This is a genomic window from Trueperaceae bacterium, from assembly GCA_002707365.1.
In the GTDB taxonomy this organism is placed as follows: domain Bacteria; phylum Deinococcota; class Deinococci; order Deinococcales; family Trueperaceae; genus UBA6957.
Window position 1 is genome coordinate 28979 of the sequence record PAMQ01000018.1, and the last position, 25500, is coordinate 54478.

The 25500-nt window shown below is 48.3% G+C and carries 18 protein-coding genes; 5 read left to right on the forward strand and 13 right to left on the reverse strand.

The features are described 5' to 3' along the window. Window position 1: 1 nt before the first annotated feature. Window positions 2–880 carry a hypothetical protein gene (locus CMO31_08920; GenBank protein ID MAZ54113.1) on the forward strand — a complete coding sequence of 293 codons (879 nt, stop codon included), beginning with the start codon at window positions 2–4 and terminating at the stop codon, window positions 878–880. A 124-nt stretch (window positions 881–1004) separates the two neighbouring features. Here the strand turns inward: CMO31_08920 and CMO31_08925 are convergent, their stop codons facing one another. Next, a complete protein-coding gene (locus tag CMO31_08925; GenBank protein ID MAZ54114.1) occupies window positions 1005–1514 on the reverse strand; it encodes a fasciclin in 510 nt (169 codons plus the stop codon). 331 nt (window positions 1515–1845) lie between these two features. Between CMO31_08925 and CMO31_08930 the strand changes: the two genes are divergently transcribed. Next, on the forward strand, window positions 1846–2067 hold the full coding sequence (locus tag CMO31_08930; GenBank protein ID MAZ54115.1) for a DNA-binding protein: 222 nt from the start codon (window positions 1846–1848) through the stop codon (window positions 2065–2067). 82 nt (window positions 2068–2149) lie between these two features. Here the strand turns inward: CMO31_08930 and CMO31_08935 are convergent, their stop codons facing one another. From CMO31_08935 to CMO31_08975, 9 genes are all read right to left on the reverse strand, one after another. Then, window positions 2150–3145 carry a phytanoyl-CoA dioxygenase gene (locus CMO31_08935; GenBank protein ID MAZ54116.1) on the reverse strand — a complete coding sequence of 332 codons (996 nt, stop codon included), beginning with the start codon at window positions 3143–3145 and terminating at the stop codon, window positions 2150–2152. Continuing rightward, window positions 3142–4056: a hypothetical protein gene (locus CMO31_08940; protein ID MAZ54117.1), complete on the reverse strand. Its 915-nt coding sequence runs from the start codon at window positions 4054–4056 to the stop codon at window positions 3142–3144. The genes CMO31_08935 and CMO31_08940 overlap by 4 nt, the downstream gene beginning before the upstream one ends. A 130-nt stretch (window positions 4057–4186) precedes the next feature. Further along, window positions 4187–6025, reverse strand: coding sequence for a hypothetical protein (locus CMO31_08945; protein ID MAZ54118.1), 1839 nt, complete (start codon window positions 6023–6025; stop codon window positions 4187–4189). Beyond that, window positions 6022–7836 carry a multidrug ABC transporter ATP-binding protein gene (locus CMO31_08950; protein MAZ54119.1) on the reverse strand — a complete coding sequence of 605 codons (1815 nt, stop codon included), beginning with the start codon at window positions 7834–7836 and terminating at the stop codon, window positions 6022–6024. The genes CMO31_08945 and CMO31_08950 overlap by 4 nt, the downstream gene beginning before the upstream one ends. 212 nt (window positions 7837–8048) lie before the next feature. Next, window positions 8049–9653: a hypothetical protein gene (locus CMO31_08955; protein MAZ54120.1), complete on the reverse strand. Its 1605-nt coding sequence runs from the start codon at window positions 9651–9653 to the stop codon at window positions 8049–8051. A 12-nt stretch (window positions 9654–9665) separates the two neighbouring features. After that, complete coding sequence (locus CMO31_08960) at window positions 9666–10508, reverse strand: hypothetical protein (GenBank protein MAZ54121.1); 843 nt, start codon at window positions 10506–10508, stop codon at window positions 9666–9668. Then, window positions 10501–11478, reverse strand: a complete 978-nt coding sequence (locus tag CMO31_08965) for a sugar ABC transporter permease (protein ID MAZ54122.1) — start codon at window positions 11476–11478, stop codon at window positions 10501–10503. The genes CMO31_08960 and CMO31_08965 overlap by 8 nt, the downstream gene beginning before the upstream one ends. A 93-nt stretch (window positions 11479–11571) precedes the next feature. Continuing rightward, window positions 11572–12867, reverse strand: a complete 1296-nt coding sequence (locus CMO31_08970) for a hypothetical protein (GenBank protein ID MAZ54123.1) — start codon at window positions 12865–12867, stop codon at window positions 11572–11574. 175 nt (window positions 12868–13042) lie between these two features. Then, window positions 13043–13984: a transcriptional regulator gene (locus tag CMO31_08975; protein ID MAZ54124.1), complete on the reverse strand. Its 942-nt coding sequence runs from the start codon at window positions 13982–13984 to the stop codon at window positions 13043–13045. Between the two features lie 175 nt (window positions 13985–14159). On the opposite strand from CMO31_08975, the gene CMO31_08980 reads away from it, so the two are divergent. Continuing rightward, window positions 14160–18734: a glutamate synthase large subunit gene (locus tag CMO31_08980; GenBank protein ID MAZ54125.1), complete on the forward strand. Its 4575-nt coding sequence runs from the start codon at window positions 14160–14162 to the stop codon at window positions 18732–18734. 1 nt (window position 18735) lies between these two features. Beyond that, window positions 18736–20199: a glutamate synthase gene (gltD, locus tag CMO31_08985; protein MAZ54126.1), complete on the forward strand. Its 1464-nt coding sequence runs from the start codon at window positions 18736–18738 to the stop codon at window positions 20197–20199. Window positions 20200–20271: 72 nt separating this feature from the next. Here the strand turns inward: gltD and CMO31_08990 are convergent, their stop codons facing one another. Together CMO31_08990 and CMO31_08995 are read right to left on the reverse strand one after the other, a co-directional pair. Continuing rightward, complete coding sequence (locus CMO31_08990; GenBank protein MAZ54127.1) at window positions 20272–21630, reverse strand: hypothetical protein; 1359 nt, start codon at window positions 21628–21630, stop codon at window positions 20272–20274. 151 nt (window positions 21631–21781) lie between these two features. Then, complete coding sequence (locus CMO31_08995; GenBank protein MAZ54128.1) at window positions 21782–22993, reverse strand: hypothetical protein; 1212 nt, start codon at window positions 22991–22993, stop codon at window positions 21782–21784. Between the two features lie 278 nt (window positions 22994–23271). Between CMO31_08995 and CMO31_09000 the strand changes: the two genes are divergently transcribed. Continuing rightward, window positions 23272–24210 (forward strand): hypothetical protein, encoded by a 939-nt coding sequence (locus tag CMO31_09000; GenBank protein ID MAZ54129.1) that lies wholly within the window; start codon window positions 23272–23274, stop codon window positions 24208–24210. A gap of 147 nt (window positions 24211–24357) precedes the next feature. Here CMO31_09000 and CMO31_09005 read toward each other — a convergent pair whose 3' ends face one another. Next, on the reverse strand, window positions 24358–25326 hold the full coding sequence (locus tag CMO31_09005; GenBank protein ID MAZ54130.1) for a hypothetical protein: 969 nt from the start codon (window positions 25324–25326) through the stop codon (window positions 24358–24360). Between the last annotated feature and the right edge of the window lie 174 nt (window positions 25327–25500).

A 25500-nucleotide genomic window follows, 5' to 3' on the forward strand; every position in this document is an offset into this window, starting at 1 on the left:
TATCTGCCATCAGGAGGTAGGGTCTTTGAATTCGATCAGTAGAGAGAAGTTCGAAAGCCAAGGGTTTTTCCTTTTCAAGCAACTACTAGATAAGGAACTCATTAGCCGACTTACTGGCTTCAGCGAAGAAGTACTAAGCCAGCAGGACTTAGAGCATTTTGAACAGCAGAAGGCGACCGGAAGCATGGTACTGATCGATTGGGAAATGGCTTATAGATACAGGGTTATTGCCGAGCTTATTGCGCACCCGAAAATCCTAAATGCCTTCCTTGAGCTCGGGTTTACAGAGCCGAAATTCGGGCATGGACGAATCATTAGCAAACCACGACACAGCCCACCATTGTTTTGGCACGAGGACGGTCGGTTCTGGAACGATCCCGTTAGTTATACCCCTCAGCCTATACAGAGCTTCCTCATGATTTATCTTACTGACACTACTCCTGAGAATGGTTGCCTGCGAGTCATCCCTGGTTCTCATCTCAAGCGACATTATCTACATGACCAGGTTCCTGAGAGGCACCAGGAGGAACTAAGGACCTACGCGACGCCAGAAGCAATTGGATTTCAAACTGCGGATGGCGAAATTGACGTCCCTGTGAAGGCTGGAGATGTGGTTATGGGTTATGCCTCAACCTTCCATGCTGCCCATGCGAACCAGAGTGACGCCAGCAGAACTGTACTGACAATGTGGTACTACCCAGACTTTGTGAACTTACCTGAACGGAGTCAGGCAACCGTAGCTCTGCTTGAGAAAAAGGCAGGAACAGTGAAGGAAAGAAATGAGCAGGTGAGAGCCTTACTAAATCCGTTGAGAATAGTGTACAACGGTGACGCTGAGCCGATTCCCACTGAGTGGACACCAGGGTCCAATCTAAAGTAGTGACAAGCGTTGGATAGGACGGGCCTCTCAGGACCATTAACGCCGTATCGCGTGAAGGACCAAACCCCAAAAATTGAGGTGGGAAATGACTATAGTCATTTCCCACCTCAATAAGTGAAAGAACCTAGTTTGATGGGGGTAGAATGACCGCGTCGATCACATGAACCACCCCGTTACCAGCTTCTAGGTCGGTTGAAATTACTGTGGCAGCACCATCGATGACCACGTTGCCGTCTACCACTTCGACTGTAATGGAGGCTCCGTTAACGGTCTCAACTAAGGCTGTTCCGTAACCAGCTTCGATTGCTGAGATAACATCGGCCGCCATTAATTTTCCAGCGACAACATGGTAGGTGAGGATTCCACCTAGGTCAGGGCTGGCTAGTAGGTCTTCAGCAGTGATTCCCAGTGCCTCAAGTGCGGCCGCAAACGCGTCGTTTGTTGGTGCAAAGACAGTGAAAGGACCTTCCCCGGAGAGGGTTTCAGCTAGTTCAGCTTCTAATACGGCAGCAACAAGTGTTGAGAAGTTCTCGTTGCTGATCGCGACTTCCACCACGGTGGCAGGGGTTTGGGCGAAAGCTGCACTCCCGAAGAGTGCGAAGAGGGCGAAGGTAGAAAGGGCTAATTGTTTCATTGTGTTGCCTCCAATATCTATTTTTCTGCGGGTTTTGCATAGCGGCGGCCGTCGCTTAAAAAAAGTCTAGCTTGAAGTTTCGGTGGAGATTTGAGCGCATGATACAAACTTTCTACAGACCCTGTACAGACATTGTTCAGAGAGGCTCAACAAATAAGCTATAGACCCTTTGGTAGCGCTGGGCCTGCACATCGCACAAACATCTGCTTCGCTCTGGCTCACTTGAGCGAGAGCCGAGAAAACCTAACCGACCGATACAAAGTCTTGGTGTTAGCCTCTGCTAAAATTTGATTCTAGGAAGAAAGAGCCTTTCTTTCAGGGAGGATGAAGTATGACAGATCAAGAGCAATGGACTTGTACCAAATGCCAAGGCCAATCAGTAAAAACTGGGGTCATCCGCACCACCGGGGGAGGCCTCTCCCGCTTCCTTAATGTTCAGACCCACAAGTTCGAATACATTTCTTGCGTTAAATGCGGCTACACAGATTTATTTCGAGTGGCAGAAAAAGGTGCAGGTTGGCGTAATGTCCTCGATGCTGTAATCGACTCTTAAGTTCGCATGAAGGGGATACCGTGACTTACGACCTTAGGAAAAGCCACATTAGTTGCTGTTCCTTTTGTTCCTGTATTGGCTCCTAAGCACAAACGGATTCTGCACCTTTCCAGCGCACACCATGATGGTGACCAGCGGGATTGGGTTCAACGGCCAATCGTGCTCTTGCCTCGTGCCACAAGTGGGCCCACGCCATTGGGTCACGGAGTTCGCTCTTGGGGTTACGGCGACTACGTGCCACGAAATCCGGGAACCCTGCCCGCCCAGTTGGCTGGCCAGTCGGGTTATAGCGCAAGTCTAAGCTCCACCTCAAATGCTTGCTGACGTTAGGTAGAGAGCAGTGGCACGTGTGTTTGTCCATAATTATTACGTCACCGGGTTTCGTTGGTACAGCTGTCATGCGATCAAGCTCAAGTAGTTCATCTGGGATAGCGAATTCCGGGTGGATGCAGTGGGTTCGTAGTGCCTTCTTATGACTTCCTGGAATCAAATGAAGACATCCGCGGTCTACTGTCGCTTCGGAGAGAGATATCCACACTGTGATCATGTTCGTATTGTCGGCGTCAGGATGCACAACACCGTTGTCCTGGTGCCAAGGGTTTGCTCGGGCTAAAACGTCCCGGCCTTCTGGCAACAAAATTTCGGGTGGCTTGATGCGCACGTGCTGTGTAGGGTTGGACGTAATCTCGGGTCCTATGAGGGATTCGACTACGTCCAGAACATTCTTATCGGTGATTATTCGGAATGCAGCTGGGCCCGCCCAAAAAGGTGTTTCGGTCGTTACGCCACCGGTTGGGAGGCTCGGATCAAAATATCTTGAGTGATCCCGACCGGATTCCTGGTAGATTCGAATCATCCGATCGCCGAAATCTAGATTACTGTAAATGGATGAAATCTCACCACGATCAAAGAGTTCGTTTGCCAGGCGGTCAAGCACGACCTCGTACTCGGCGAACAGCGGTTCTATCACTTTTGTTGGGTCCAGTACGTTCTTGACAAGGAGATAGCCTTCGCGCTTGAACCGATTTAACTGATTTTCATTCAAACTGAATGTTTTGGCTTGCGGTGAGCGTTTCAAGACCTGCCTGTCCTTTCTTTGTTTGCGATCAAATAGTTGGGAACTCTATTCCAGCGTGCTGGTTTGGTGGTGCCTTCATAATTAGGAAGCAATGCTTGAATCATGTCGCGTTCGGATGCTGGCAGGTCACTGGGTGGCGCAACATAGAGGCCTGGGGCCCCCCCATCTACCTTTGGCATCTGGTACGCGGCCTTAAGGTTCTCAGGTAGGTCTTGGTAACGCGGTAGATACCACATTGTGATTACTGTTCGACGTTCATTGGTCACGTTAGCTTGGGTTGCATGAAGTAATCGAGCATCACCAATGACAAGATCACCAGCCTGGACTGGTACGTCAATCTCCTCTGGGTCAGTACTATAAGCCCTAGATTCCGCAGGATTCTGGTGTCGAACATCGCCGGCGTGGCCTTCCCCAGCAAGATGGGCGTGCTTTTCGTGTAGATCAAGGGCACGGTGCGACTTAGGTAAAACCCGGAGGCAACCGTTAGCTGGAGTTGTGTCCGTAAGGTAGAACATTAAGAACAGCTGATGTGGTTGTGGATTGTAACTTACTGATTCCCCCCAAAAAGGCCAATCCTGGTGCCAATACGATTTCTCTGTCCGGGGTTCCCTAGAGATGATGTAAGCGCTCCAAAACCGGGAGTCTTCGAAACCAAGATTCCTTAAGGCACTGAGGCTTCCAGGCCAAGCAATAAGTTGCTGGAAGACGGTCTCTTGATAGGCCATGGTTATGATCTGACCTTGGTTACCGCTTCTTGACTGCTCTTCTTCGGTGTACGAGTCTAAAAGCGGGTCAGTGGCAGCTCGAAGGCGATTAATCATGTCCTGATTCAGCACACGTTTGACTACTAGGAAGCCGTCATTGAGCAACTGGTTGTTAATTTGATTCTTCTGACGTTCGGGGTGTGACATGGTTTCCCAGCCTCCTCGATTATGTCAAGTCGTTACTCGATAAACTTCTTAGCTTGTGACTCTTAAAGTACAATATTGAGTAGTAAATGGCCAGTTGATATTAGTGCGACATTTTGACCCTCGCTTAGTCTTAATTAGGTCCTTCGAGTAGCTGGCCAGGTTCCCGCTGATACTGGCTGTAGAACAAGTCTGCATAGAAACCGTCTTTAGCGAGGAGCACTTCGTGAGTACCTCTTTCAATGATTTTGCGGTCGTTCACTACTAGCACTTGATCAGCCTTAAGAATTGTTCCGAGGCGGTGAGCAATGACGAATGAGGTGCGCCCCTTCATTAGTCTTAGGAGAGCCTCCTGGAGCTGTATTTCGGTGCGGGTGTCAACACTGCTTGTTGCTTCATCCAAGATGAGAATACGGGGGTTAGCGAGCAAAGCGCGAGCTATAGCGAGCAACTGACGTTGACCCTGACTGAAATTGTGACCTTGCTCTGAAACGAGGGTCCTATAGCCTTCCGGAAGTAGGCGGATAAAGCGGTCCGCGTTTGCCAGCTTCGCCGCTTCAATTACTTCTTCATCCGTGGCGTCTAATCGGCCGTAGCGAATGTTATCGAGCACGCTATTTGAAAACAGAAAGGTGTCTTGTAGGACGATTCCAAGCTGACGCCTAATAGAATACTGAGTGACAGAACGGATGTCGTGTCCGTCAATAAGTATCTGGCCGTCTGTTACGTCGTAGAAGCGGCTAAGGAGACTAATGATGGTTGTTTTTCCTGCTCCAGTAGGACCAACCAAGGCTATAGTTTCCCCAGGTTTAGCTTCTAGGGAGACGTTGCTTAAGACGGCCTCTCCCGGCTCGTAAGCAAAACTCACGTTTGCGAATACAACAGTGCCATCAATGTCTGGTAGGGGTTCCGCATCCGGGGAGTCCTGAATTGTTGGGGGTGTGTCAATGACTTCAAATATTCGTTCGGCACCCGCCAGGGCGGACTGTAGCTGGTTGTAGAGCATCGCAATGGACCGCATGGGTCGAAAGAAAAGCATGATGTAGATAACGAAGGTAGCAATTACACCAACCTGGACCTCCCCACGTAATGCGAGCCAGCCCCCCAGCAGGGCTGTGAGGGCAATGGTGATTGTCATCATAGTGGTGAACATTGGGCCCAGAGCAGCGGTGATGATGTCTGCACGTACGCCCACGCGCCGATAATCCATGGCTGTCGCTTCAAATCGGGCTTGGCTGGCTTTTTCTGCAGCGAAAGCTTGTAGGGTCCTTATTCCGCTTATGTCTTCCTCCATTGCGCCATTGAGCCTCCCAAGGTGGCGTTGGACTCCTCGGAACGCTGAGCGGGTCATGTTAGTAACCCGGGTGGTGAGAAAAACCATTATTGGTAGTACAGTTACCGTGCCCAACGCAAGTGGCCAGCTAAGGACGAACATGGCTATCATGATGCCGCCAAAAAGCAAGATGTTGGAAGTGAAGTCAATCAGCCCATTGGACAGCGTTTGATTGATCGCCTCCGTGTCGTTCGAGACGCGACTCATCAGATCACCTGTGCTGTGGTGATCATGGAAATCCAGGGACAGTTTTTGTAGGTGACCAAACAACTCTGAGCGTACGTCCTTTACTAGTTGCTGACCAATCCCAACCATCAGTACGCTCTGTACAATTCCGATAATGCCCGCGCCAACATAAACAGCTAGCATTGAGAGGAGTAGTTTTTTTAGGCCAGTGAGGTCCCCAGGAATTATGTGGCTATCGATTGCTCGACCAAAGAGCACTGGTCCTAGGAGCGTGAGTAAGGTGCTGAGAACAACAAATACTGCGACTACTACCAGTTTCGGTCGGTAAGGCGTCAGGTACCTCAGCAGTCTTTTAACTACCGACCCACTATCTCTAGCTTCTTCACCTGTTTGGCCTCTAGCGCCACCGATTCCCAATCGTGGTGCAGTGGCGCCAGTGGATTTCTGAGTCATGCTTTACCCTCGACGGATCCGAGTTGCGAAGCGTAGATCTCCTGGTAAAGCGGGCTCGAAGTTAACAGTTCATTGTGAGTTCCTCTAGCAGCAATTCGTCCAGCATCCAAGAGATAGATCTGATCTGCTTTCAGGACACTACTTATTCGCTGAGCGACAATAAATGTTGTGCGTTTTGCCATCCAAACCGATAGGGCTTCCTGGATTCGCTCTTCAGTTTCGTAATCCACAGCGCTGGTGCTGTCGTCCAAAATGAGGATCGAAGGCGAGGCAAGTAACGCCCGAGCAATAGCAATCCTTTGCTTTTGGCCTCCCGAAAGATTAGCTCCGCGCGCTTCCACGCGACTGTCATAACCTAAAGGTAGGTCAGAAATGAATCCATGAGCCTGTGCGGCTTTAGCTGCTGCGATGACTTCCTCAAGAGGTGCTTCAGGTCGGCCGTACGAGATATTCTCCTGAACAGTTCCCTCGAACAGAGTAGGGTGCTGCATGACGACACCAATCTCTTTTCGAAGTGCTTCTATATTCCAATTGCGCACATCGATTCCGCCTACAGTTACGCTTCCCTCAGCTACATCGTAGAATCTTGAAATTAGGTGAACTAGGGTTGATTTACCTGATCCGGTAGAACCCATTAAAGCAATCTGCTGCCCAGCTGCAACTTCAAAACTGACCCCGCGTAAGACATTCCCATGGTCCACCTGAATGCCTTCCGAAGTCGCCTCCTCATCGCATCCTGGTTTGCTGGCTTCTTCTTCCCAGCCCTGTGGGTCACCGTAACTAAAAACTACATCCTTAAATGAGATTTCACCCTGACGCCTCTCGTTCCCAATCTTGGGATGCTTTGAGAGAATCAGGCTTGGTTTAGTGGCTAGGATCTCATGGACTCTGATTACCGAAACGCTGGCACGCGTGACCATTGTGAGGACGTTGCTTAGCATTAGTACTGGCGCCATGCCGATGAGTAGGTAGTTAGTAAATGCTATGAGCTCACCGGCAGTTAATCGCCCACTAACCGTGTCTAGGCCACCGCGCCAGAGCACAATGACTAGAGTAATGTTCGTAACCAGAGCTAAAGCAGGTAGCGCTAACGCCAATAAACGTCCCACGCGAATGTTCTCTGCCATGTAGTCCCGGTTTCGAATTTCAAAACGATTATTTTCGAAGCGTTCCCTCACAAAGGCCTTGATTACCCTTACTCCAGCGAGATTCTCCTGAAGCTGGGTGTTTAGTAGCCCCAGCTTTTTTTGTACAACACGAAATATTGGCTGGGTAATTCGGAGTAATACCCGGATCACAAGCGCTGCTGTAGCTAATGCAACAAGAACAATCATGGTCAATTGAGCATCTGTGACGAACAGCATTATGACGCTACCGATGATCATTAGGATCATGCGGATTGTGACGGCGAGACCACCACCAAAGAAACCGTGGATTGTGGACACGTCGCTAGAGATGCGAGTCATTAGTTCGCCTGTGCGGATGCTATCGAAATTGAAAAACGATAGTGATTGTATGTGGGCAAAAAGGTCTCGGCGCAGATCGAACGCCAAGCCCTGTGATATCTGTGCCCGGCAAACTCCCTGAGCTATTGTCATTAGCGCCCCGACGAAAGCTGCCCCCAGCATGATCAACGAGCCGCGCCAGACTGTAGATAGGTCTTCAGTAAGAATGCCTTTGTCTATGATGAGCTGTAACATACGGGGGACTACTAGTTCCATAGCGACAGGTAGAACCACGGTGAAGAAGCCGAAAAATAAGTACCAGCGATAGGGCTGTAAGTAAGGGCCCATTCTGAATAATTCGTTCATGGATTGATTATCGAGACAGGTACTGAAGCCGAGAAGACTCTTGATAGTAAATGCTGAATGTCACGGAGAAGATGTAGGTTTATCAACTTCTGAAGTTGAAGTTCGAAGATTAGTTTATTTGCTTCTTCTGGAACGTAAGTCACCCCCTAAATTTTGCCAACCCCATTAAAATGACTAGCTACGAACTAGGAGCTCGGAAAAGCATGATACCTTCAATCCCGACCGGTATCACTCATGTAAGTCACTAACCACTTCTGATTTGAAGTGACGTTATGGTGCGTTTGACGAGCTCCATCGGGCCACACTATTTCCACTCGCATTATGGCTCGTTCGCCCAGGCCAAAGTGTAGTGCTGTGTCGTTGCCTGCACCCAAACTCGACCCGATTTTTACCTCTTGCATGAGGGTAGATCCATCGTCCAGATGTACGTAGACTCTGGAGCCTACAGCATCCCTATTGACGTTTCCGGAACCAGCAAGTTTGATAGTGATCCAATGGTTATCAGTTCCTGATAGGCCTAGATTTCGGTAGAGCACGTAGGATTCGTTCCAGTTGCCAATCACCATGTCGACATAGCCGTCGTTATCGTAATCGGCGTAGGCGGTACCTAGTGACGCTTCAGGGTTTTGGCGCCAGTCAATTGGACTACTGTCTACGAAGGTACCGTCCCCCAAATTCTCAAAGAGAAAATTCGGGTAAGGGAACAACATGCCAACAGGTATCGTGTAAACCTTTTTGAATTCGGTAGTGGCAAGAAAGATATCGAGCCAGCCGTCATTGTTGAAGTCAAAGAAAGCAGTGCCCCAGCCAGTTGTACTGCCGGTAGCTGAAGCAACACCAGCCACGTCAGCTACATCTCGAAAACTACCACCCTGATTTTCAAGTAGCACCATCGATTCAACCATGTCCGAAAAATAGAGGTCCAAATCTAAATCATTGTCGTAATCGCCAACAGCTAAACCCATACCGTGCTTCAGAATGTTGCTTTTCGTTTGCCTGGAGGCATTAGTCCAGCACCAGCCCTTGCAACCCGCGCCATCATTACGCCACAAAACATTCCCTATGGGATTCTTGAGCTTATCGTTGACGACATAGATATCCAGGTCACCATCTTCATCTATATCAGCGAAGCTCGTTGCGAAACCAGCACCCTGCAACATTTCACGGTCCAGTAGGTATGAAACCTCGGTAAAAGTACCGTTACCATTGTTGCGATACAGATTGTCACTAGCTAATTCATGACTCACCGGATCGCAATCCGGGAAGCACGACCAGTTAGTCACATATAAATCCAGAAAACTATCACCATTGTAGTCGCCCCACGCTGCACCAGAACTCTTGCCCAGAGAACCAACACCTGCAACGGAGGTTACGTCACGAAATCCGTTCCCACCTTCGTTGTGAAAGAGTACGTTCGAGCCATTGGCAAGAACATAAAGATCTATCCAGCCGTCGTTATCGTAGTCCGCCCAGACAGCTCCGCCAGTCCACACTTCATGAAGGCCAACTGAAGCAGAAAACTCGGAAACATCGAAGGTGCCGTCACCCTGATTCTGGTAAAGAACGCTCTTGGTAAGACCACCCGTAACGTAAAGGTCGACCCAGCCGTCATTATCGAAATCCCCCCACGCCTGCCCCATCGCAAGATAACCGCGACTAAAGTCTTTCGCTTTGTACTCGTTCCAACTACCCTCATGGTTAGCGTTAATCCCCGCACATTCACTAACTTCGCTGAAGCCCCCATTTTCGTTATGCTGCCCGAAGGAAACCCCAGGCATAACTAGGAGAAACAAAATCATGAGTCCCACTATTGCCATTTGGGTATCCGTTTAGTCCTTCACGGATCCGATTGTCAGTCCGGCTATAAAATAGCGTTGTAGCAGCAGAAACAGGACGATAATTGGAATAGATATGAGCGTTGCTGCTGCCATCATTTCACTATATGGAACTGCTTTGGCACCCGCCACAGAAGACGACATTTGGGCAAGACCAATTGGCAGAGTGATGACCTTTTCGCCACGCAAGACCAACAAGGGCCAAATGAAGCTGTTCCAGGAGCCGAGAAAAGTCAAGATTCCGAGCGTGAGAAGTCCCGGCCGTATGAGGGGCAGCACAATTTGCCAATAAATACGGAATTCTGAAGCGCCCTCCATTCGGGCTGCCTCGACCAATTCAGTGGGCACCGCCAGAATGAACTGTCGCATTAAGAAGATTCCTAAGGCCGGAGCTACCCAAGGAACAACCATCGAGTAAATAGAATTGTGCCAACCGTATTGAGACATTTGGACAAAAAGAGGAATAAGGATAAGTTGGAAAGGGATCATCGTGGAGGCAATGAGAGTAACGAACAGGAAGTTCTTACCCACAAACTTGTACTTGGAGAAGGCAAAACCAGCGAGGGAACAGAAAAACAGCACGAACACCGTCACTATAGCTGCGTATCCTACGCTGTTGAGGTACCACCACTCGAACGCCCAACCCTGAATCAAGGACACGTAACTATCGAAGTTCCAATTAGCAGGTGGACGCCAGGCCGGATAAGTAAAGATTTCGGTAGTTTTTTTGAATGACGCATAGATCATAAAGGCGATGGGCACCATTGTGATTAACGCACCTGTGATCACAACTATGTGCAGGACTATGACGCCGAGTAATGAGTTCTTCTTAGTCATTCGTATCACTTTGGAAAACCCCAAAACGTCGGAGTTGAACTAAAGAAATAACTAAGGTTGCTATGAACAATATGGTGCCTACGGCTGAGGCGAAACCGAGCTTTAGGCGGGTGAAGCCTTTTTGGTAGAGGTACTGCACAAGGCTGAGCGCCTCATTAGCGGGCCCACCTGTACCTCGGAAGAGAATATATATTTCATCGAAAGTTTGTATAGAACCAAGCAAAACAATGACACTCACGAACAGAATGACCGGCCGGAGCATCGGGATAGTAATATGTCGGAACTGCTGAAAGGGGGTAGCGCCGTCAATAGAAGCCGCTTCGTAAAGGGTCGGGGAAATACTTTGCAAGCCTGCAAGGAAATACACTGTGAGCAATCCAGTAGATCGCCAAACAATCAAGATAATGACGGAAATTTTAACCCAGAACCTATCCCCGAGCCAGTAGATTGGTTCTAATCCTAGGGCGATCAAGGGGGCGTTAATGAGGCCAGCGTCTCTGTTGAAAAGAATTTGGAAGACGAGAGTTATAGCTATTGTGGAAGTGACAATAGGCGTGATGTACATCGTTCGCCAAATGGGAGCAAGGCGGAGTGTTTTGGCGTTTAGGAGCACAGCTATTACTAAGGCTAGTGGTATGACAATGAAGAGGCTAGCGAGGGCGTAGGTCGCGGTGTTCTCTACTGCTTGCCAAAAGACCCTATCGCCAAACATGCGCTCGTAATTTCGCCAACCAAAGTAACGCGGTTCACCTATACCGTTCCAGCGGTAGAAACTGATGAATATGGCATAAAAGCTAGGCCAAAGAAAAAAGAGACCAAAAAGAAGATAGAACGGCGAAATGAAAAAATATGGTGCAACCTTCTGTTGATTCAAGCGAAAGCGGCGGCGCTTTAAACCCCCACCGGCACCCTTCAGGTTTTTGTCATTCGCTTTTTTCACTTTAGTAGTACCTCTCGGCTTTTGCCCCACGAGGCAGGGGAGGTTGAGGTGCTCTGTCGCCTCATTCTCCCCTGCTCGTAAAAGTCCTGTGCTTATTAAGCCTTAGGACTTAGCGTGTTTAACTTACTGGCTGAACTCAATCTCTTCTTCGACGTACTCAATTATCCCGTCGAGGAATTCTTCGGCACTAAGGGTACCGTCGTAGAAAAGCGGCATATCCGCTGCAGACTTATCTTGATAGGCTGGTCGGAATACACTCTGGTACCAGATGGGAACGTCCGGTGATATATCGCGGAACACCGCACCGATTTTCTGGCCGCCAAAGTAAGGATCAGACAACTCTGCGACACGTGGGTCGTCGAAAGCAGCTGGCATGGTTGGGAAGTAACCGATCTCCTCAAACCGCTTGAGTTGATTCTCTATCGTGTAGTAACCATTCAAGATGAATTCCGTGGCTAGTTCTGCGTTTTCGCTACCAGCCCAAGCACCGAAGCCTGTGCCGCCCCACGTTGCAGTGGGTCCACCAGCACCGTCATCCCAGGAGGGCATCTGAGCAATACGCCAGTCTCCCGCCATGTCTTCTGCTTGCAGCTTAAGGACGTAATCACCGTACCAGTCAGGCATAATGGATCCTGCCCCGGTTCCCTCACGGAAGTCCGTAATTGGTGAAGCGCCCCAGAAATCACCCCCAGCGAAGGTCTTGAACGTCCCATTATCGATGCCTTCTCTGAAGAGGTTCAAAACCTCGAGTGCACGCTGGTAGTTCTCCTCTTCGCCGAGAACGAAATTGCCGTTTACATCAAAGATGTGCGCACCACGTTGGTTGAAGTACGACATCATGTGATCCCCAGAATTAGGGATCAGAAACATATTCACACCGTAATCCGCAAACATTTTCGCGCCGGTAGCCAACGCCTCATCCCAAGTTGTTGGTACGGTCTCGCCTAATAAGTCGAAAACCGCGGGTTGGTAGAAATAGACAAAAGCGGAGATGCTGCTGTCAACGCCAAAGACTTTGCCTTTGGAGGAGAAGGGCGTATGACGACCCTCGGTCACCATGTCGTACTTATCGCCAATAAGGGGCGTGAGATCGACCATCGTATCGTGAATTATGTCGTCTTGCATAAATCTCGGAAACCAACCCTGCTCGATTCCGATCATATCGCCAATTGGTTCACCGGCAGCTAGGTTAGCTAGCACTACCGTGGGTAAATCCGGAATTATCTGGAAATCAAACGTGAAATTGATGTCAGGGTGCATGGCTGCAAATTCTTCTTGGCGGTTAGTAAAGAACTCCACGTAAAGGCCATCATGGGTCCACAGGCTCAATGTGACATCACGCTTTTCTTGCGCCCCCGCAAATGAGGACACGAAAATTACTGAAGCCAGGGCTATTAATATAAGTAACCGTGTTTTCATTGGTTTCGCTACGTCCTTTCAGTACAAACTTTCTGAGAATAACAAAACTCTAAATGCAGTTCTAACGACACCTATTCGTATACTGCATCGACCAGTAGTTGCGACCCCCTAAGGCAAATTTTTTTTGTGCCTCATTATGGCATAAGTCATTCAACGGGTTCAAATGAGCGATTATCTACGGATTTTTGAGGGTAGTTTGAGCATTTGGTGCGTTGATAAGGAAATCCAAAAATTCCCTTGCTGTGGCACTGAGATTCCTTTTTCTACGACATATTAAGCCTACGGGGCGCATCAGATTGAAATTAGTTAGCCGTATCTCGGTAATAAGGCCACGTTCAATCTCTCGGAGTATGCTTGGTCGTGGCAAAATACTGACAGCCGAAGAAATATCCAAAGCTTGCTTGATGGTCTCGATGTTGTCAAACTGACTCATAATATTCACTTCTATTCGACTTTCCCTGAAATACCGGTCGATCTCTTTCCTGATGGTCAGATCTTGATCAAATGCAACAAAATTAATGCCAGCAAGGCTATCGATCCCAATTTCAACTTCGGTGCTTAACGGGTGATTGGATGAGCAGGCTAGCACCATCTCTTCGTCGATCCAAGGGATTACCTCAATGTGCCTATCTCCCTTCGGGTACGAGATTACGCCTACTTCTGCCTCATCGTTCAGTACGGCTTCATAGACTTTCAATGGGTGGTAATATTCTAACCGGACAGTCGATCCACTGCGCTCCTGCATGTATTTCCTAACCAGGTCGTTAATAGTGTGTAAACCAACCGAATATATGGACACGACTCCCACCTGGCCTCCGACTAAATTGCGGTTACTTCGAATCTGATCAAGAGTCCTCTCGTGTAAGTTAAGAATTTGCAGGCATTCCTTATGATAGAGGTCACCCTCGTCAGTAATTTTTAGGGGTCGATAACTCCGATCAAATAGCTTCACTCCTAAGACTTCTTCTAAGTGGGCAACTTGTTGGCTAGCAGCAGATTGTGAGATAGAAAGCCTGTCAGCGCCTTTAGAAAAACTTCTGAACTTTGCAACCTCACAAAAAACCTCGATAGCTTGCAAGCTCACGTTAGGTATCCGGTAATTTTGCGCGTTTTCCATCTTAATATAAGATAAACTAATATTGTGTTAATTTCAAATTAACTTGACTTATTATATTGCTGTGTGCCAAGCTGTGCTGTTACCTGAGCCGCCAAAAGAGTTACAGATAACTACCCGAACCCAGGGTACCTTGGCAGCTTCTATCCTAAATTGAAATGGAACCAACTAACCTACTATGACTCATCAGAGATTCCCACAAAAAATAGGGCTCTACGACCCTAGCAACGAAAAAGAAAGTTGTGGCGTAGGATTCGTAGCGGACATCAAGGGCCGCCGGAGTCACCAAATACTTCTCGACGCTAGAGAAATGCTTGACAATATGAGCCACAGAGGGGCCTGTGGCTGCGAACCCAACACCGGAGACGGGGCAGGATTCCTTACAGCACTACCCCACGAGTTCCTTTCCAAAGTAGCAATCAAGGACCTAGGAACTACACTACCCTCCCCAGGTAAGTTTGCTGCCGGCAACATCTTTTTGCCTCGCAACAACGAATTTAGACAACAATGCAAAAACAAGGTAGCCGACATCATCGAAGCTCAGGGCCAAGAATTGATCGGTTGGCGTACGGTACCCACAAGACCCGACAAAGCTGATATTGGGCCAGCAGCGCGAAATAGCGAACCCGTGATCGAACAACTATTCGTAGGTTCTTCAGCTGACCTTGAAGGCGATTCTTTCGAACGACAGCTGTACATAATAAGAAAACTTATCAGCCGTCAATTACGTACCTTAGACCACGACGAAGCAAAAGATTTTTACGTTTGTAGTCTTTCTACTAACGTAATTATTTACAAGGGCCAGCTCATGAGCGAACAGGTGGTTCCATATTTTGCAGACCTCGAGGACCCTGCCTACACCAGTCACCTGGCAATGGTTCATTCACGTTTCTCAACCAATACCTTCCCCTCTTGGGACCGAGCTCAACCCAATCGTTTCATGTCTCACAATGGAGAGATCAATACCTTACGAGGAAACATGAATTGGATGGCCGCACGTGAGGGAGTAGCCCAGTCAGAGTTTTTTGGTGAAGACCTCGAAAAATGCTTCCCGATTTGCGAGCCTGATTGTTCCGACTCAGGAACTTTCGACAATGTCCTAGAATTTCTCCTCATGGCCGGAAGGACACTACCTGAGGCCATCATGATGATGATCCCTGAAGCGTGGCAGGGTCATCAGGAAATGTACCAGGCAAAACGCGATTTCTACGAATACCACTCCGCCCTAATGGAACGCTGGGACGGACCCGCATCAATAGCATTCACTGACGGTCACTACATAGGTGCAGTTCTAGATCGCAATGGACTCAGGCCAAGCCGATACTACGTAACGCATGACGACAAAGTTGTAATGGCTTCTGAGGTTGGCGTCCTTAATATCCCGCCAGAAAACATCAAGCTTAAAGGCAGACTACAACCCGGTCGAATGTTTCTCGTAGATTTCGAGCAAGGCAAAATAATTGACGATCACGAATTAAAACGAGATCTCTCTGACCGCAGGCCTTACGGAGGTTGGCTAAAGAATCAAACCCTCGAGCTTAAGAACTTCCCCATAGTAGAAGTACCAGAGCACCTTGAAGGCCCTGAGCTCATAAGCCTCATGCAGGCCTTCGGATATACGGTTGAGACCCTTTCTTTCATGCTTGCCCCACTCGTAACGGAAAAACGCGACCCAGTTGGCTCCATGGGTAACGACTCGGCACTAGCTTGCCTATCGGACCAACCGAGAATGATTTACGACTACTTCAAACAACTCTTTGCCCAAGTAACCAACCCTGCAATCGATTCTATTCGCGAAGAATCGGTCATGTCACTAGAATGTTTCATAGGACCCGAGGGCAACCTCCTAGAGACCACCGAATTGCAAGCAGCCCGCCTCAGAATGCCCCACCCTATACTCACTAATGAAGAGCTCGCTGCTCTACAGGCAGAAAACAAAAGTAGCTGGCAGACTAAAACCATCGACATAACCTACCCATTAACAGATGGTAAAGCCGGTCTATCCTCGACACTAGAAAAAATATCTAAGGAGGCTGAAGAAGCAATTGATGCAGGTTTCAGCCTAGTTGTACTTTCGGACCGCACTGCCAATCAAGAACGCGTACCTATAAGCACTTTACTTGCCTGCGGCGCAGTGCATCACCACTTAATTAAACAAGCAAAGCGCACCAGGATAGGCATTATTCTCGAAACTGCCGAGGCTCGCGAAGTCCACCATCACTGCCTTCTTATAGGCTACGGGGCCGACGGCATCAACCCATACCTGGCTTTCGACGCCTTAAGGAAATGCAGGGACGACAACGTCTTAACTGACGATATGAGCGACAAAGAAATCGTAGAAGGGTACCGAAAGGGCGTTGCCAAAGGATTACTTAAGGTAATGGCCAAAATGGGTATCTCTACCCTGCAGAGCTACAAGGGTGCACAAATTTTCGAAGCTGTAGGCATACGTGACGAGGTTATTAACCGGTGTTTTGAAGGCACGGCCAGCAGGATACAAGGCGTTGGTTTTGACGTCCTCGCTACCGAAGCCCTGCGGAGGCACAGTGTCGGCTTTCCCCCTAACAATCAAACCCAAACCCTTGTCCTTGATAACCCCGGTGAATACCACTGGCGTTCCCAGGGCGAGAGGCACATGTGGAACCCTGATAGCATAGCTGCCATCCAGGTCGCTGCTCGAGAAAACAGCACTGATGCCTACACGAAGTTTGCCAAACTAGTGAACGACAGTGACCGGAGTCGCTGCACACTACGTGGTCTACTCGAATTCAACTTCGAGGCGTCGGGTGACCCGATTCCCCTTGAGGAAGTAGAACCTGCTAGTGAGATTGTTAAGCGCTTCTGCACAGGAGCAATGAGTTTTGGATCTATTTCTGCGGAGGCGCACGAGACCCTAGCTGTTGCAATGAATAGGCTAGGAGGAAAGTCAAATACTGGCGAAGGAGGCGAAGACCCCAAACGCTTTATTACCATGCCAAATGGTGACTCACGACGGTCAGCCATCAAACAGGTTGCCTCCGGAAGGTTCGGCGTTACCATTTGGTACCTGACGAACGCAGACGAACTACAAATAAAGATTGCTCAGGGAGCTAAACCCGGCGAGGGCGGCGAGTTACCTGGCCACAAGGTAGATGAAGTTATAGCCAAGACCCGATACTCGACACCAGGCGTTGGCCTAATTAGCCCGCCTCCTCACCACGACATTTATTCTATCGAGGACCTCAAACAACTCATCCATGACCTCAAGAACGCTAACCGAGCTGCTCGAATAAGTGTAAAGCTCGTTTCAGAAGTGGGAGTCGGAACTGTTGCTGCTGGGGTCGCTAAAGCATACTCTGACCACATACTCATCAGCGGGCATGATGGCGGTACGGGTGCATCGCCACTCACCAGCATCAAACATGCAGGACTTCCTTGGGAACTTGGTCTAGCAGAGACTCACCAAACGCTTGTACTTAACGACCTAAGATCACGTGTGGTTCTTCAAACTGATGGCCAACTAAAGACTGGCCGCGATGTTACGATAGCTGCCCTTCTTGGTGCCGAGGAATTTGGTTTCGCTACTGCCCCACTGATTACACTCGGCTGCATCATGATGAGAAAGTGTCACCTGAACACATGTCCAGTCGGAATTGCTACTCAGGATCCTGAACTGAGAAAGAAATTCACTGGGCTTCCAGAACACGTGGTGAACTACCTCTTTATGGTCGCCGAAGATGCTAGGCAACATATGGCTTCTCTAGGCTTTAGGACTATTAACGAAATGGTAGGTCACGTCGAATGCTTGCGATCCGACGCCGCAATAGAACATTGGAAAGCCGATGGTTTAGATCTCACTCCGTTGCTTACACCAGCACAAAAACCCCACGAGGCGGTAGATGTTTACTGCACAACTGAACAAGACCACGGACTCGAAGCTGCTCTTGACCAGCAACTACTCACCCTATGCAGCCCGGCGATTGAAAGGGGCGAGAAGGTCAATTTAGAACTTCCAATTGTGAATACAAACCGAACGGTGGGAACAATTCTAAGCAATGAAATAGCCAAAGCACATGGCGAGAATTGCCTACCGGACGGCACTATCAACATACGGTTTAACGGCTCAGCAGGGCAGAGCTTCGGAGCTTTCCTCGCTAGGGGAGTCACTCTAGAACTAGAAGGCGATGCTAACGACTATGTTGGTAAGGGCCTATCGGGAGGTCGGATTGTTACCTACCCCCCACGAAACTCAACCTTTGTTGCTGAAGAAAACATCATCGTAGGTAATGTAGTGCTCTACGGAGCCACAGGAGGTGATGCTTTCTTCAGAGGCCGTGCCGCAGAAAGATTCTGCGTACGAAACTCAGGTGCCAACGCGGTAATAGAGGGAGTTGGAGATCACGGTTGTGAATACATGACTGGTGGTCGGGTAGTCATCCTAGGTTCAACTGGAAGAAACTTTGCTGCCGGAATGAGTGGCGGAGTCGCCTATGTTCTAGACCACGAAGGTAATCTCGAGAAGAACTGCAACCTAGAGACGGTCGCCCTGGAAAAGGTTGAAGGTCCTGAAGAAATCATTGAATTGAAGAACCTAATTACTAAACACTGGCAGTTTACGCGGTCCTCAATCGCTTCACAAATCCTCGAAACTTGGGAAGATACTCTGCCAAGTTTCGTCAAGGTAATGCCCATTGATTACAAACGGGTGCTGGAAGCCAGACAGATCAACGCAGCTTGTGCTGAAGAACAACCTTTAGCCGGAATGGAAATCTGAAATGGGAAAAGTAACAGGATTTAAAGAATTCGCTCGCCAGCCTGTGCCTTACACGGATCCGATGGAACGCCTCAAAAATTATGACGAGTTCCTAGCTAACGTTCCCGAGTCACACTTAAAAACCCAAGGAGCTCGGTGCATGGATTGTGGCGTTCCTTTTTGTCAATCGGATACTGGTTGCCCAGTTGACAATCTCATTCCAGAATGGAATCACCTGGTTTACCAAGGCCGTTGGCGGGAGGCGCTTGAGCGGCTCCACAAAACTAATAATTTTCCTGAATTTACGGGAAGAGTATGCCCCGCCCCCTGCGAAGGCTCCTGCGTCCTGGGCATTACTGACCCTCCTGTCACCATTAAGAACATTGAGAACGCAATCGTTGATCGTGGTTTTGCTGAGGGTTGGATAACTGCTGAACCACCTGCGGAAAGATCAGGAAAAAAAGTTGCAGTTATAGGCTCGGGACCAGCTGGACTTGCCTGTGCTGCTCAACTGAACAAGGCCGGACATATAGTGACAGTCTATGAGAGGGCGAACCGAATCGGTGGTCTCCTCATGTACGGCATTCCTAACATGAAGCTAGACAAGAGTACAGTTGACCGCCGAGTGAATCTCCTCCGTGACGAGGGAATAGAGTTTGTTACCGACGCACATGTCGGTGTTAACGTCGATATTCAGGAACTACGTGACACTAATGACGCCATTGCTCTTTGTTGTGGAGCTACCTCACCCCGGGACCTGCCCATACCAGGACGGGATCTTTCTGGCGTTCATTTCGCTGTTGAATTCCTGACCCTTAATACAAATAGTTTGCTTAATTCTAATCTGCAAGATGGTAACTTCATTAGCGCCCGGAATAAGAATGTGATCGTCATTGGTGGTGGTGATACAGGGACAGACTGTATCGGCACTTCAATGCGGCATGGTTGTTCTAGTCTGGTGAATTTTGAACTTCTACCCAAACCACCAGATAACCGTGGTTCCGACAACCCCTGGCCAGAATGGCCGAGGATCTTCAGAGTCGACTACGGTCATGCTGAAGTGGAAGCAAAATTTGGTAACGACCCGAGAGAGTACTGCATTTTGAGTAAAGAGTTCATAGCTGATGGAAAAGGAAACGTGAAGGGTATACGAACCGTCCAAGTTGAGTGGAACAAAGATGATTCGGGACGTTTCCAGATGAGTGAGGTTCCCGGCAGCGAAAAGGAATTCAAAGCTGACCTAGTGCTCCTTGCCATGGGTTTCCTCGGTCCCGAGGAAACAATTGTTGAAAAGTTAGGCATGGAAACTGATGCTCGTAGTAATTTTAAAGCCGATTACGGTACGTATGCTACGAGTATCGATGGGGTTTTTGCTGCTGGAGATTGCCGCAGAGGACAATCTTTAGTTGTTTGGGCCATTAATGAAGGACGGGGAGCAGCTAAAGCAGTCGACAACTATCTTATGGGTTCAACGAATTTGCCCTGATTGATATTTGAAGATTCTGTCATACCACTGAAACACCACGATTCTTGGCGTTTCAGTCCGTCGCTTTAGATACTAATTTTGGGTGACGTTTGCGTCTCGACGTAAGATTTCTTGCCTAACTGATCTTCCCGCGTACCAAAGCATCCCGCTCCTCAGAAAACCACCGATAGCTAAAGCTAATAAGCAAACAGTAATACCAGACCAGGAGCCTATCGCGATTCCACCGATTATCAGTAAGAAGGCACATATCAGCGAAAGTAGAATTGCCAAGGTAATTCCGCGTGTTCGCCGTCCATTCATTAAAGTTCCAGATGATAACGAGTCAAACACCGCAAGTCCCGGCATCAATGACATTATCCACAGGCTTCGACGTGCCTCAACAACAAGATATTCCGGAAGGGCAAGAACATCTCGGAACCAATAAAGTGAGATGGGAGTTACATTGAAAAGAAAGAGAAAAACAATTAGAGCCAATCCTAATTTCATTGTGAAGCGGTGAAAGACACGAAGGGAACGAGGTTCATCTAGAAGAACTACGACAACCTCTACATAGGCATGGGCTGCACTTGTGAAGACGGTAAGCATACCTATGATGATGGGCCATATCGCTAGTGATGAGACAGGGTCAGGCATGCGACTCAAAGCTGCAGCTACCATAGGTTGAACCGTTACCCCAATAAGAATGGTCAGTACGAGCGGAGTGAAGAAATCTAGTATAGGAGCTATTGTTAATGGGCTTTCAGGTGGAGGGGCATTACTGAGTTGATTGCGGAGGATAGGTTTCACTCTTAGGACGGCATAGATTGCTTCGCCGAAGACACCTGCTGTGAAAGTCGCACTCGCCAGGATGATACCCTCAACGTCAGGAAAGAACTGGAAGAAAATAACCAGAACTACTGCTTCTATCCCCAAGCGGATCCCCGAGCTTATAGTGACAGATCGCGAGAACCCAAAGCGGATAAGAACACCGTGAATCAACCGTCTTACGCCAACTGCTGCAATGAATGGAAGAAGAATACGAAGGCCAGTGCGGGCGGGTTCAAATAACTCATCAGGTATCCCAAGAAGCCCTTTAACGAGAATCCCGTAAAGAGGAGTAAAAGCGATCGCAGCATGAAGGCTCGTTAAGATTGCTACCAGCACTAAGGAGAAATTAAGGAGCTTCCGAAAAGAGTGTACGTCTTTACTAAAAGATGTAGAGGTTGGCAAGAGAGCTAGCGCCGGTGAACCTAAAAGTAAAACTATAGGGAATGCGATCCCCCATGCCGCTAGATTAATCTCAGGATTAGCAGTGCGGGCTATGAAAGCTGCTAGTAGAGGACCTTCGACTGTTATGAGTAACCAGCTCGCAGCAAGGGGCCACCAGGTGCTCAGAATACGTTTTTGGTTAAGCGGTAATTTGGCAGAAATTTTAATATCTCTAACTGGCATTAAGCCTAAATTTGATTGGGGCGGTTACCTAATTCAAAACTCATTACGGGGTGATTATTACTCTGTTCTAGTTCGTGAAAATCAAACACGACCCGAGCAGACTATCACGACAATCGAGAGTATGAGGCTAGGTGATTGTGATAGTCAATATTTACGAGGTGTTTGTGGGACAAAAACTTGGAGCTAATCTTTGTGAGATTAGGAAAATAATTAATATCGTCGTGGCTATCAGCACCATCCCTAAACCCAGAGGAGTAGGTCCAATGGCAACATATTTACCAACGAGCGATCCTAAAAGCGTCCCGCCAATCATCTGTACAAATCCGAGAAGACCTGAGGCAACACCGGCACGGGTTTTGTGAGGATCTATGGCCAGAGTCGTGGCGTTAGTAAGAACTAAGGCAAAACAGAAGAAAAAGCTTGCAAGATTGATCGTTAGCGTAAACACCGTAGCCCAACCAAATGAAGTCTGCAAAAACATTACTACCCCAACAACAAAGTTCAAGGCAAGGGCATAACCTAAAATACGAACGGGAGAATACTTTTTGAGAAGTAAGGCATTAATAATATTTCCGGGAAGAAGCAAACTGGCTATGGAAGCAAAGATTAGTGAAAACTGGACCTCGTTGACCTCGAAATAATTCATATAAATTCCTGGTGAAGAAACCAAATACGCGATAAGGCTGCCATGAAAAAGAGATATTATGAGAACCATTACGCTGGATTGTGGGTTTCGTAAAACACGCCACCCGTTCTGAAGAGTTACCCTCAAATCTAGTGCTCGCAAGTTCGGTTTAACAAGGGTTTCGGGTAAAGCGTAAAACACCCACAACGTTAGAGCGACAGCAACTAATGCTAAAAGCACAAAGATTGCCCGCCAGCTTACTTGGGTAAGCAGTAAAGTGCCGATCCCAGGAGCTAGTAGTGGCCCAACAGTGAACACCACCATACTGAATGAAAGGTATTGCCCAAGTTTAGCTCCTTGAAACAGGTCTCGTAATATAGCTCGAGCTAGGATAGGGCCCGTGGCAGATCCTAAACCCTGAACAAAGCGACCAATTAGTACCCAACTAAAGTTCGGAGCCGCTAAGCAAATTGCACCACCTAGACCAAAGATGACCAAGCCACCTATCAAAACCGGCCGACGACCGAAACGGTCAGCAACTGAACCTATGACTAAATGTGGAAGGGCATGACCAAACATGAATGCAATGAGAATCAGCTGCACCTCAGATATACTGATTCCGAAACGATTTGCGATGCTAGGAAAAGCTGGGAGGACCATGTCGGTCGAAAGTGCAGCTAGCATCATCATTGAACCGATGAGTGCAACGAAAGCAAACTTTGGTTTAGAGCTATCCATAAGTCCGTTAAGAGTGTAACTGTTTGTTGATACACGGTGCTCTCACGTTGTATCTGGATGAGTTAAGTTGCACCCATGCTGACAGGGAGTTAGCAGCTTAGTTTCCAGTATTCCTGCGAGCAGCTCACGTGTTGGGGAAAAGTTCTTGAGTAAGACTCAACGGTACTGGTAGTCTCTTGCAAGGTTGTTGGACCAAAGCCAAAGATATTTTGGATTTCCCAAAAAGGTTCAAATGGACATTTATGGGAAAGACCGAAACTAATTAAGGGAGGCTATCCATGACTACTACTGTTCCTAGCCTGAGCTATGAAAATGGGCTAATTCGGCTTGTGGATATTGAAGTTGCTGATCCAGGTGAAGGCGAGCTCCAGGTTACAGCTGCTGTCTGTGGAATCTGTTCCTGGGATATTGCTACATGTAAACTCGGTGATGATTTTGCCTTTCCGGCACCAGCGGGTCATGAAGGCGTCGGTTATGTGTCTAAGATCGGTCCTGGCGTAACTGGTTTCCTTGAAGGGGACCGAGTTGCCTTCGGAGGTTTCGCTAAACTCCGAAACGCTGCGGCTTCTAGAGTCCACAAAATTCCTGAATCCAAAATCCTTGATGAGCACTGGTTAGTTGAGCCTGTCTCGTGCGTAGTTACTGGGATTGATCATTGTCATATTAAACCTGGCGACCGCCTTGTTCTCATTGGTTGTGGTTTCATGGGTCAGCTTTTTCTCCAGGGTCTCCAACATACATCTGCTGAACAGGTTGTTGCTTTAGACGTGGATTCAACTCGAGTTGATCAGGCCCGGGCCCTTGGCGCTACAGAGGTATTTGACCTAACTGAACATGACTCTTCAAGTTTGGCCGGCGAGTTAAAAGATCGCGGTGTTGATGTGGTGATCGATACTACTGGTAGCCAGCAAGGCCTCGATCTAGCAACCGATATCGTGCGAAGAGGTGGAGTTATCAATCTCTTCGGGTGGATAAAGGGAGAACGCGCAAGCTTTGATCCTAGCCGGTGGCACTTGGGTGGATTTACAGTAATTAACAGTGCACCAGCGAGCCAGATCCGTGATCCGTTCCCCGCTGCCATCCGGTTGCTTCAAAAGGGTGTTTTTGATCTTAGTCAGTTGGTGACTCATGTTGTTCCCGTATCGGATTACCCTGCCTTGATGTCCAAGATCTTAGCCGGCGAAAAAGGCTACCTAAAAGGGGTCGTGAAGTTATGAGTCAATTAACATCATAATTAGTTTACTTGCCTCGTTAAGCATATCGATTTTTAAAACATTAATAACTAGTTGTTTTTACGTGCATGATGAACGCAAGTTTCGCGTTTCAGACAGCAGTCATATCGGACTCTGGTTGACCGTTGCGAATTATGCTGGCATGTCAACTATGATCTTTACGGCGCCATCCTCACGTGTATGAGCTAGGTTATAGGCTTCACTAACGCGGTTAAAAGGGAACCGGTGAGTGAGGATAGGTTTTACATCGACGATTCCATTTTCGATGTAAGAGAGGGCGATTTTTGTTGAGCGCTGGTCTTGTTCTCTGGAGGCATGTACGATTGCCTTAGCTGTAAGGCACTTCATGAAGAAGTTGCTGTACCGAAAGCTAAGTGTTTCCGAACGGGGTACACCGAAGAACAAAAGGAATCCGTAATCCCTGAGCAGGTCGATACCCAGATTAACAGTTTCATCCTCTCCGGCGGCCTCAATAACTACATCCGCTATCGAGCCACCTGTGATTTCACGAATTATTTCTGCAGGTTCGGTAGTTGGCCCTAATATCGTGTGAGTAGCTCCGTACTGGCGGCTTAGTTCGAGACGATTTGGTTCAAGGTCAATAGCTATAACTCGGTTGGCTCCGAGTCGGCGAGTCATGAAGTTGAACCATAGGCCCGCTGACCCTTGGCCAATTACTACTACGTTTTTGCCTAGTAAGTTTGGTAATGCTCTGCATGCGTAGATAACGGTGCCAAGTTGTTGGGCCTGTAGAAATTCCTCTGGGGTTCGGTTTTTGGGGAGTACCAGCACGTGTTCGTATGGTGCGGAGTAGTACTCAGCCATCGCGTAATGGTCTGGTGCGAGAGTAAGAGCAACGTCACCTACTTTGATGGGTGCATTAGGATTAGCTACCGCCTCAACGATACCTATCATCTCGTGACCAGTTGCCCCAGGTGCGATTGGGTATTTCTCAGCAGGAAGATTATGAAGGTGACGCAGATCGCTCCCACAAAGTGACAACATTCTCGTTCGTATTAACGCTTTCCCTGGTTTCAGATCTGGTATAGGAGTCTCAATGATGGTTGACACTCCCGGTGCGGTGATATGAACTGCCTTCATGTCCCTCCTTGCTCAGTAAGTCTAACGACACTCTTCATAAGAACAGTAGCCTAATTGACTTGTAGTCCCAAAACGTTCCCTTGATCCTATACCTTCCGCCATAGGATATACACTGAATCTGAATTGAGTCGAAGGATTATAGTGAGGTTTTGATAATAAGCTCCCTGATGTTTA

Excerpts from the sequence above, each read along its gene's own strand:
- CMO31_08925 (MAZ54114.1), bottom strand. The coding sequence starts at position 1,514 with ATGAAACAATTAGCCCTTTCTACCTTCGCCCTCTTCGCACTCTTCGGG.
- CMO31_08930 (MAZ54115.1), top strand. The coding sequence starts at position 1,846 with ATGACAGATCAAGAGCAATGGACTTGTACCAAATGCCAAGGCCAATCA.
- CMO31_08940 (MAZ54117.1), bottom strand. The coding sequence starts at position 4,056 with ATGTCACACCCCGAACGTCAGAAGAATCAAATTAACAACCAGTTGCTC.
- CMO31_08945 (MAZ54118.1), bottom strand. The coding sequence starts at position 6,025 with ATGACTCAGAAATCCACTGGCGCCACTGCACCACGATTGGGAATCGGT.
- CMO31_08950 (MAZ54119.1), bottom strand. The coding sequence starts at position 7,836 with ATGAACGAATTATTCAGAATGGGCCCTTACTTACAGCCCTATCGCTGG.
- CMO31_08955 (MAZ54120.1), bottom strand. The coding sequence starts at position 9,653 with ATGGCAATAGTGGGACTCATGATTTTGTTTCTCCTAGTTATGCCTGGG.
- CMO31_08960 (MAZ54121.1), bottom strand. The coding sequence starts at position 10,508 with ATGACTAAGAAGAACTCATTACTCGGCGTCATAGTCCTGCACATAGTT.
- CMO31_08970 (MAZ54123.1), bottom strand. The coding sequence starts at position 12,867 with ATGAAAACACGGTTACTTATATTAATAGCCCTGGCTTCAGTAATTTTC.
- CMO31_08975 (MAZ54124.1), bottom strand. The coding sequence starts at position 13,984 with ATGGAAAACGCGCAAAATTACCGGATACCTAACGTGAGCTTGCAAGCT.
- CMO31_08980 (MAZ54125.1), top strand. The coding sequence starts at position 14,160 with ATGACTCATCAGAGATTCCCACAAAAAATAGGGCTCTACGACCCTAGC.
- gltD (MAZ54126.1), top strand. The coding sequence starts at position 18,736 with ATGGGAAAAGTAACAGGATTTAAAGAATTCGCTCGCCAGCCTGTGCCT.
- CMO31_08990 (MAZ54127.1), bottom strand. The coding sequence starts at position 21,630 with ATGCCAGTTAGAGATATTAAAATTTCTGCCAAATTACCGCTTAACCAA.
- CMO31_08995 (MAZ54128.1), bottom strand. The coding sequence starts at position 22,993 with ATGGATAGCTCTAAACCAAAGTTTGCTTTCGTTGCACTCATCGGTTCA.
- CMO31_09000 (MAZ54129.1), top strand. The coding sequence starts at position 23,272 with ATGACTACTACTGTTCCTAGCCTGAGCTATGAAAATGGGCTAATTCGG.
- CMO31_09005 (MAZ54130.1), bottom strand. The coding sequence starts at position 25,326 with ATGAAGGCAGTTCATATCACCGCACCGGGAGTGTCAACCATCATTGAG.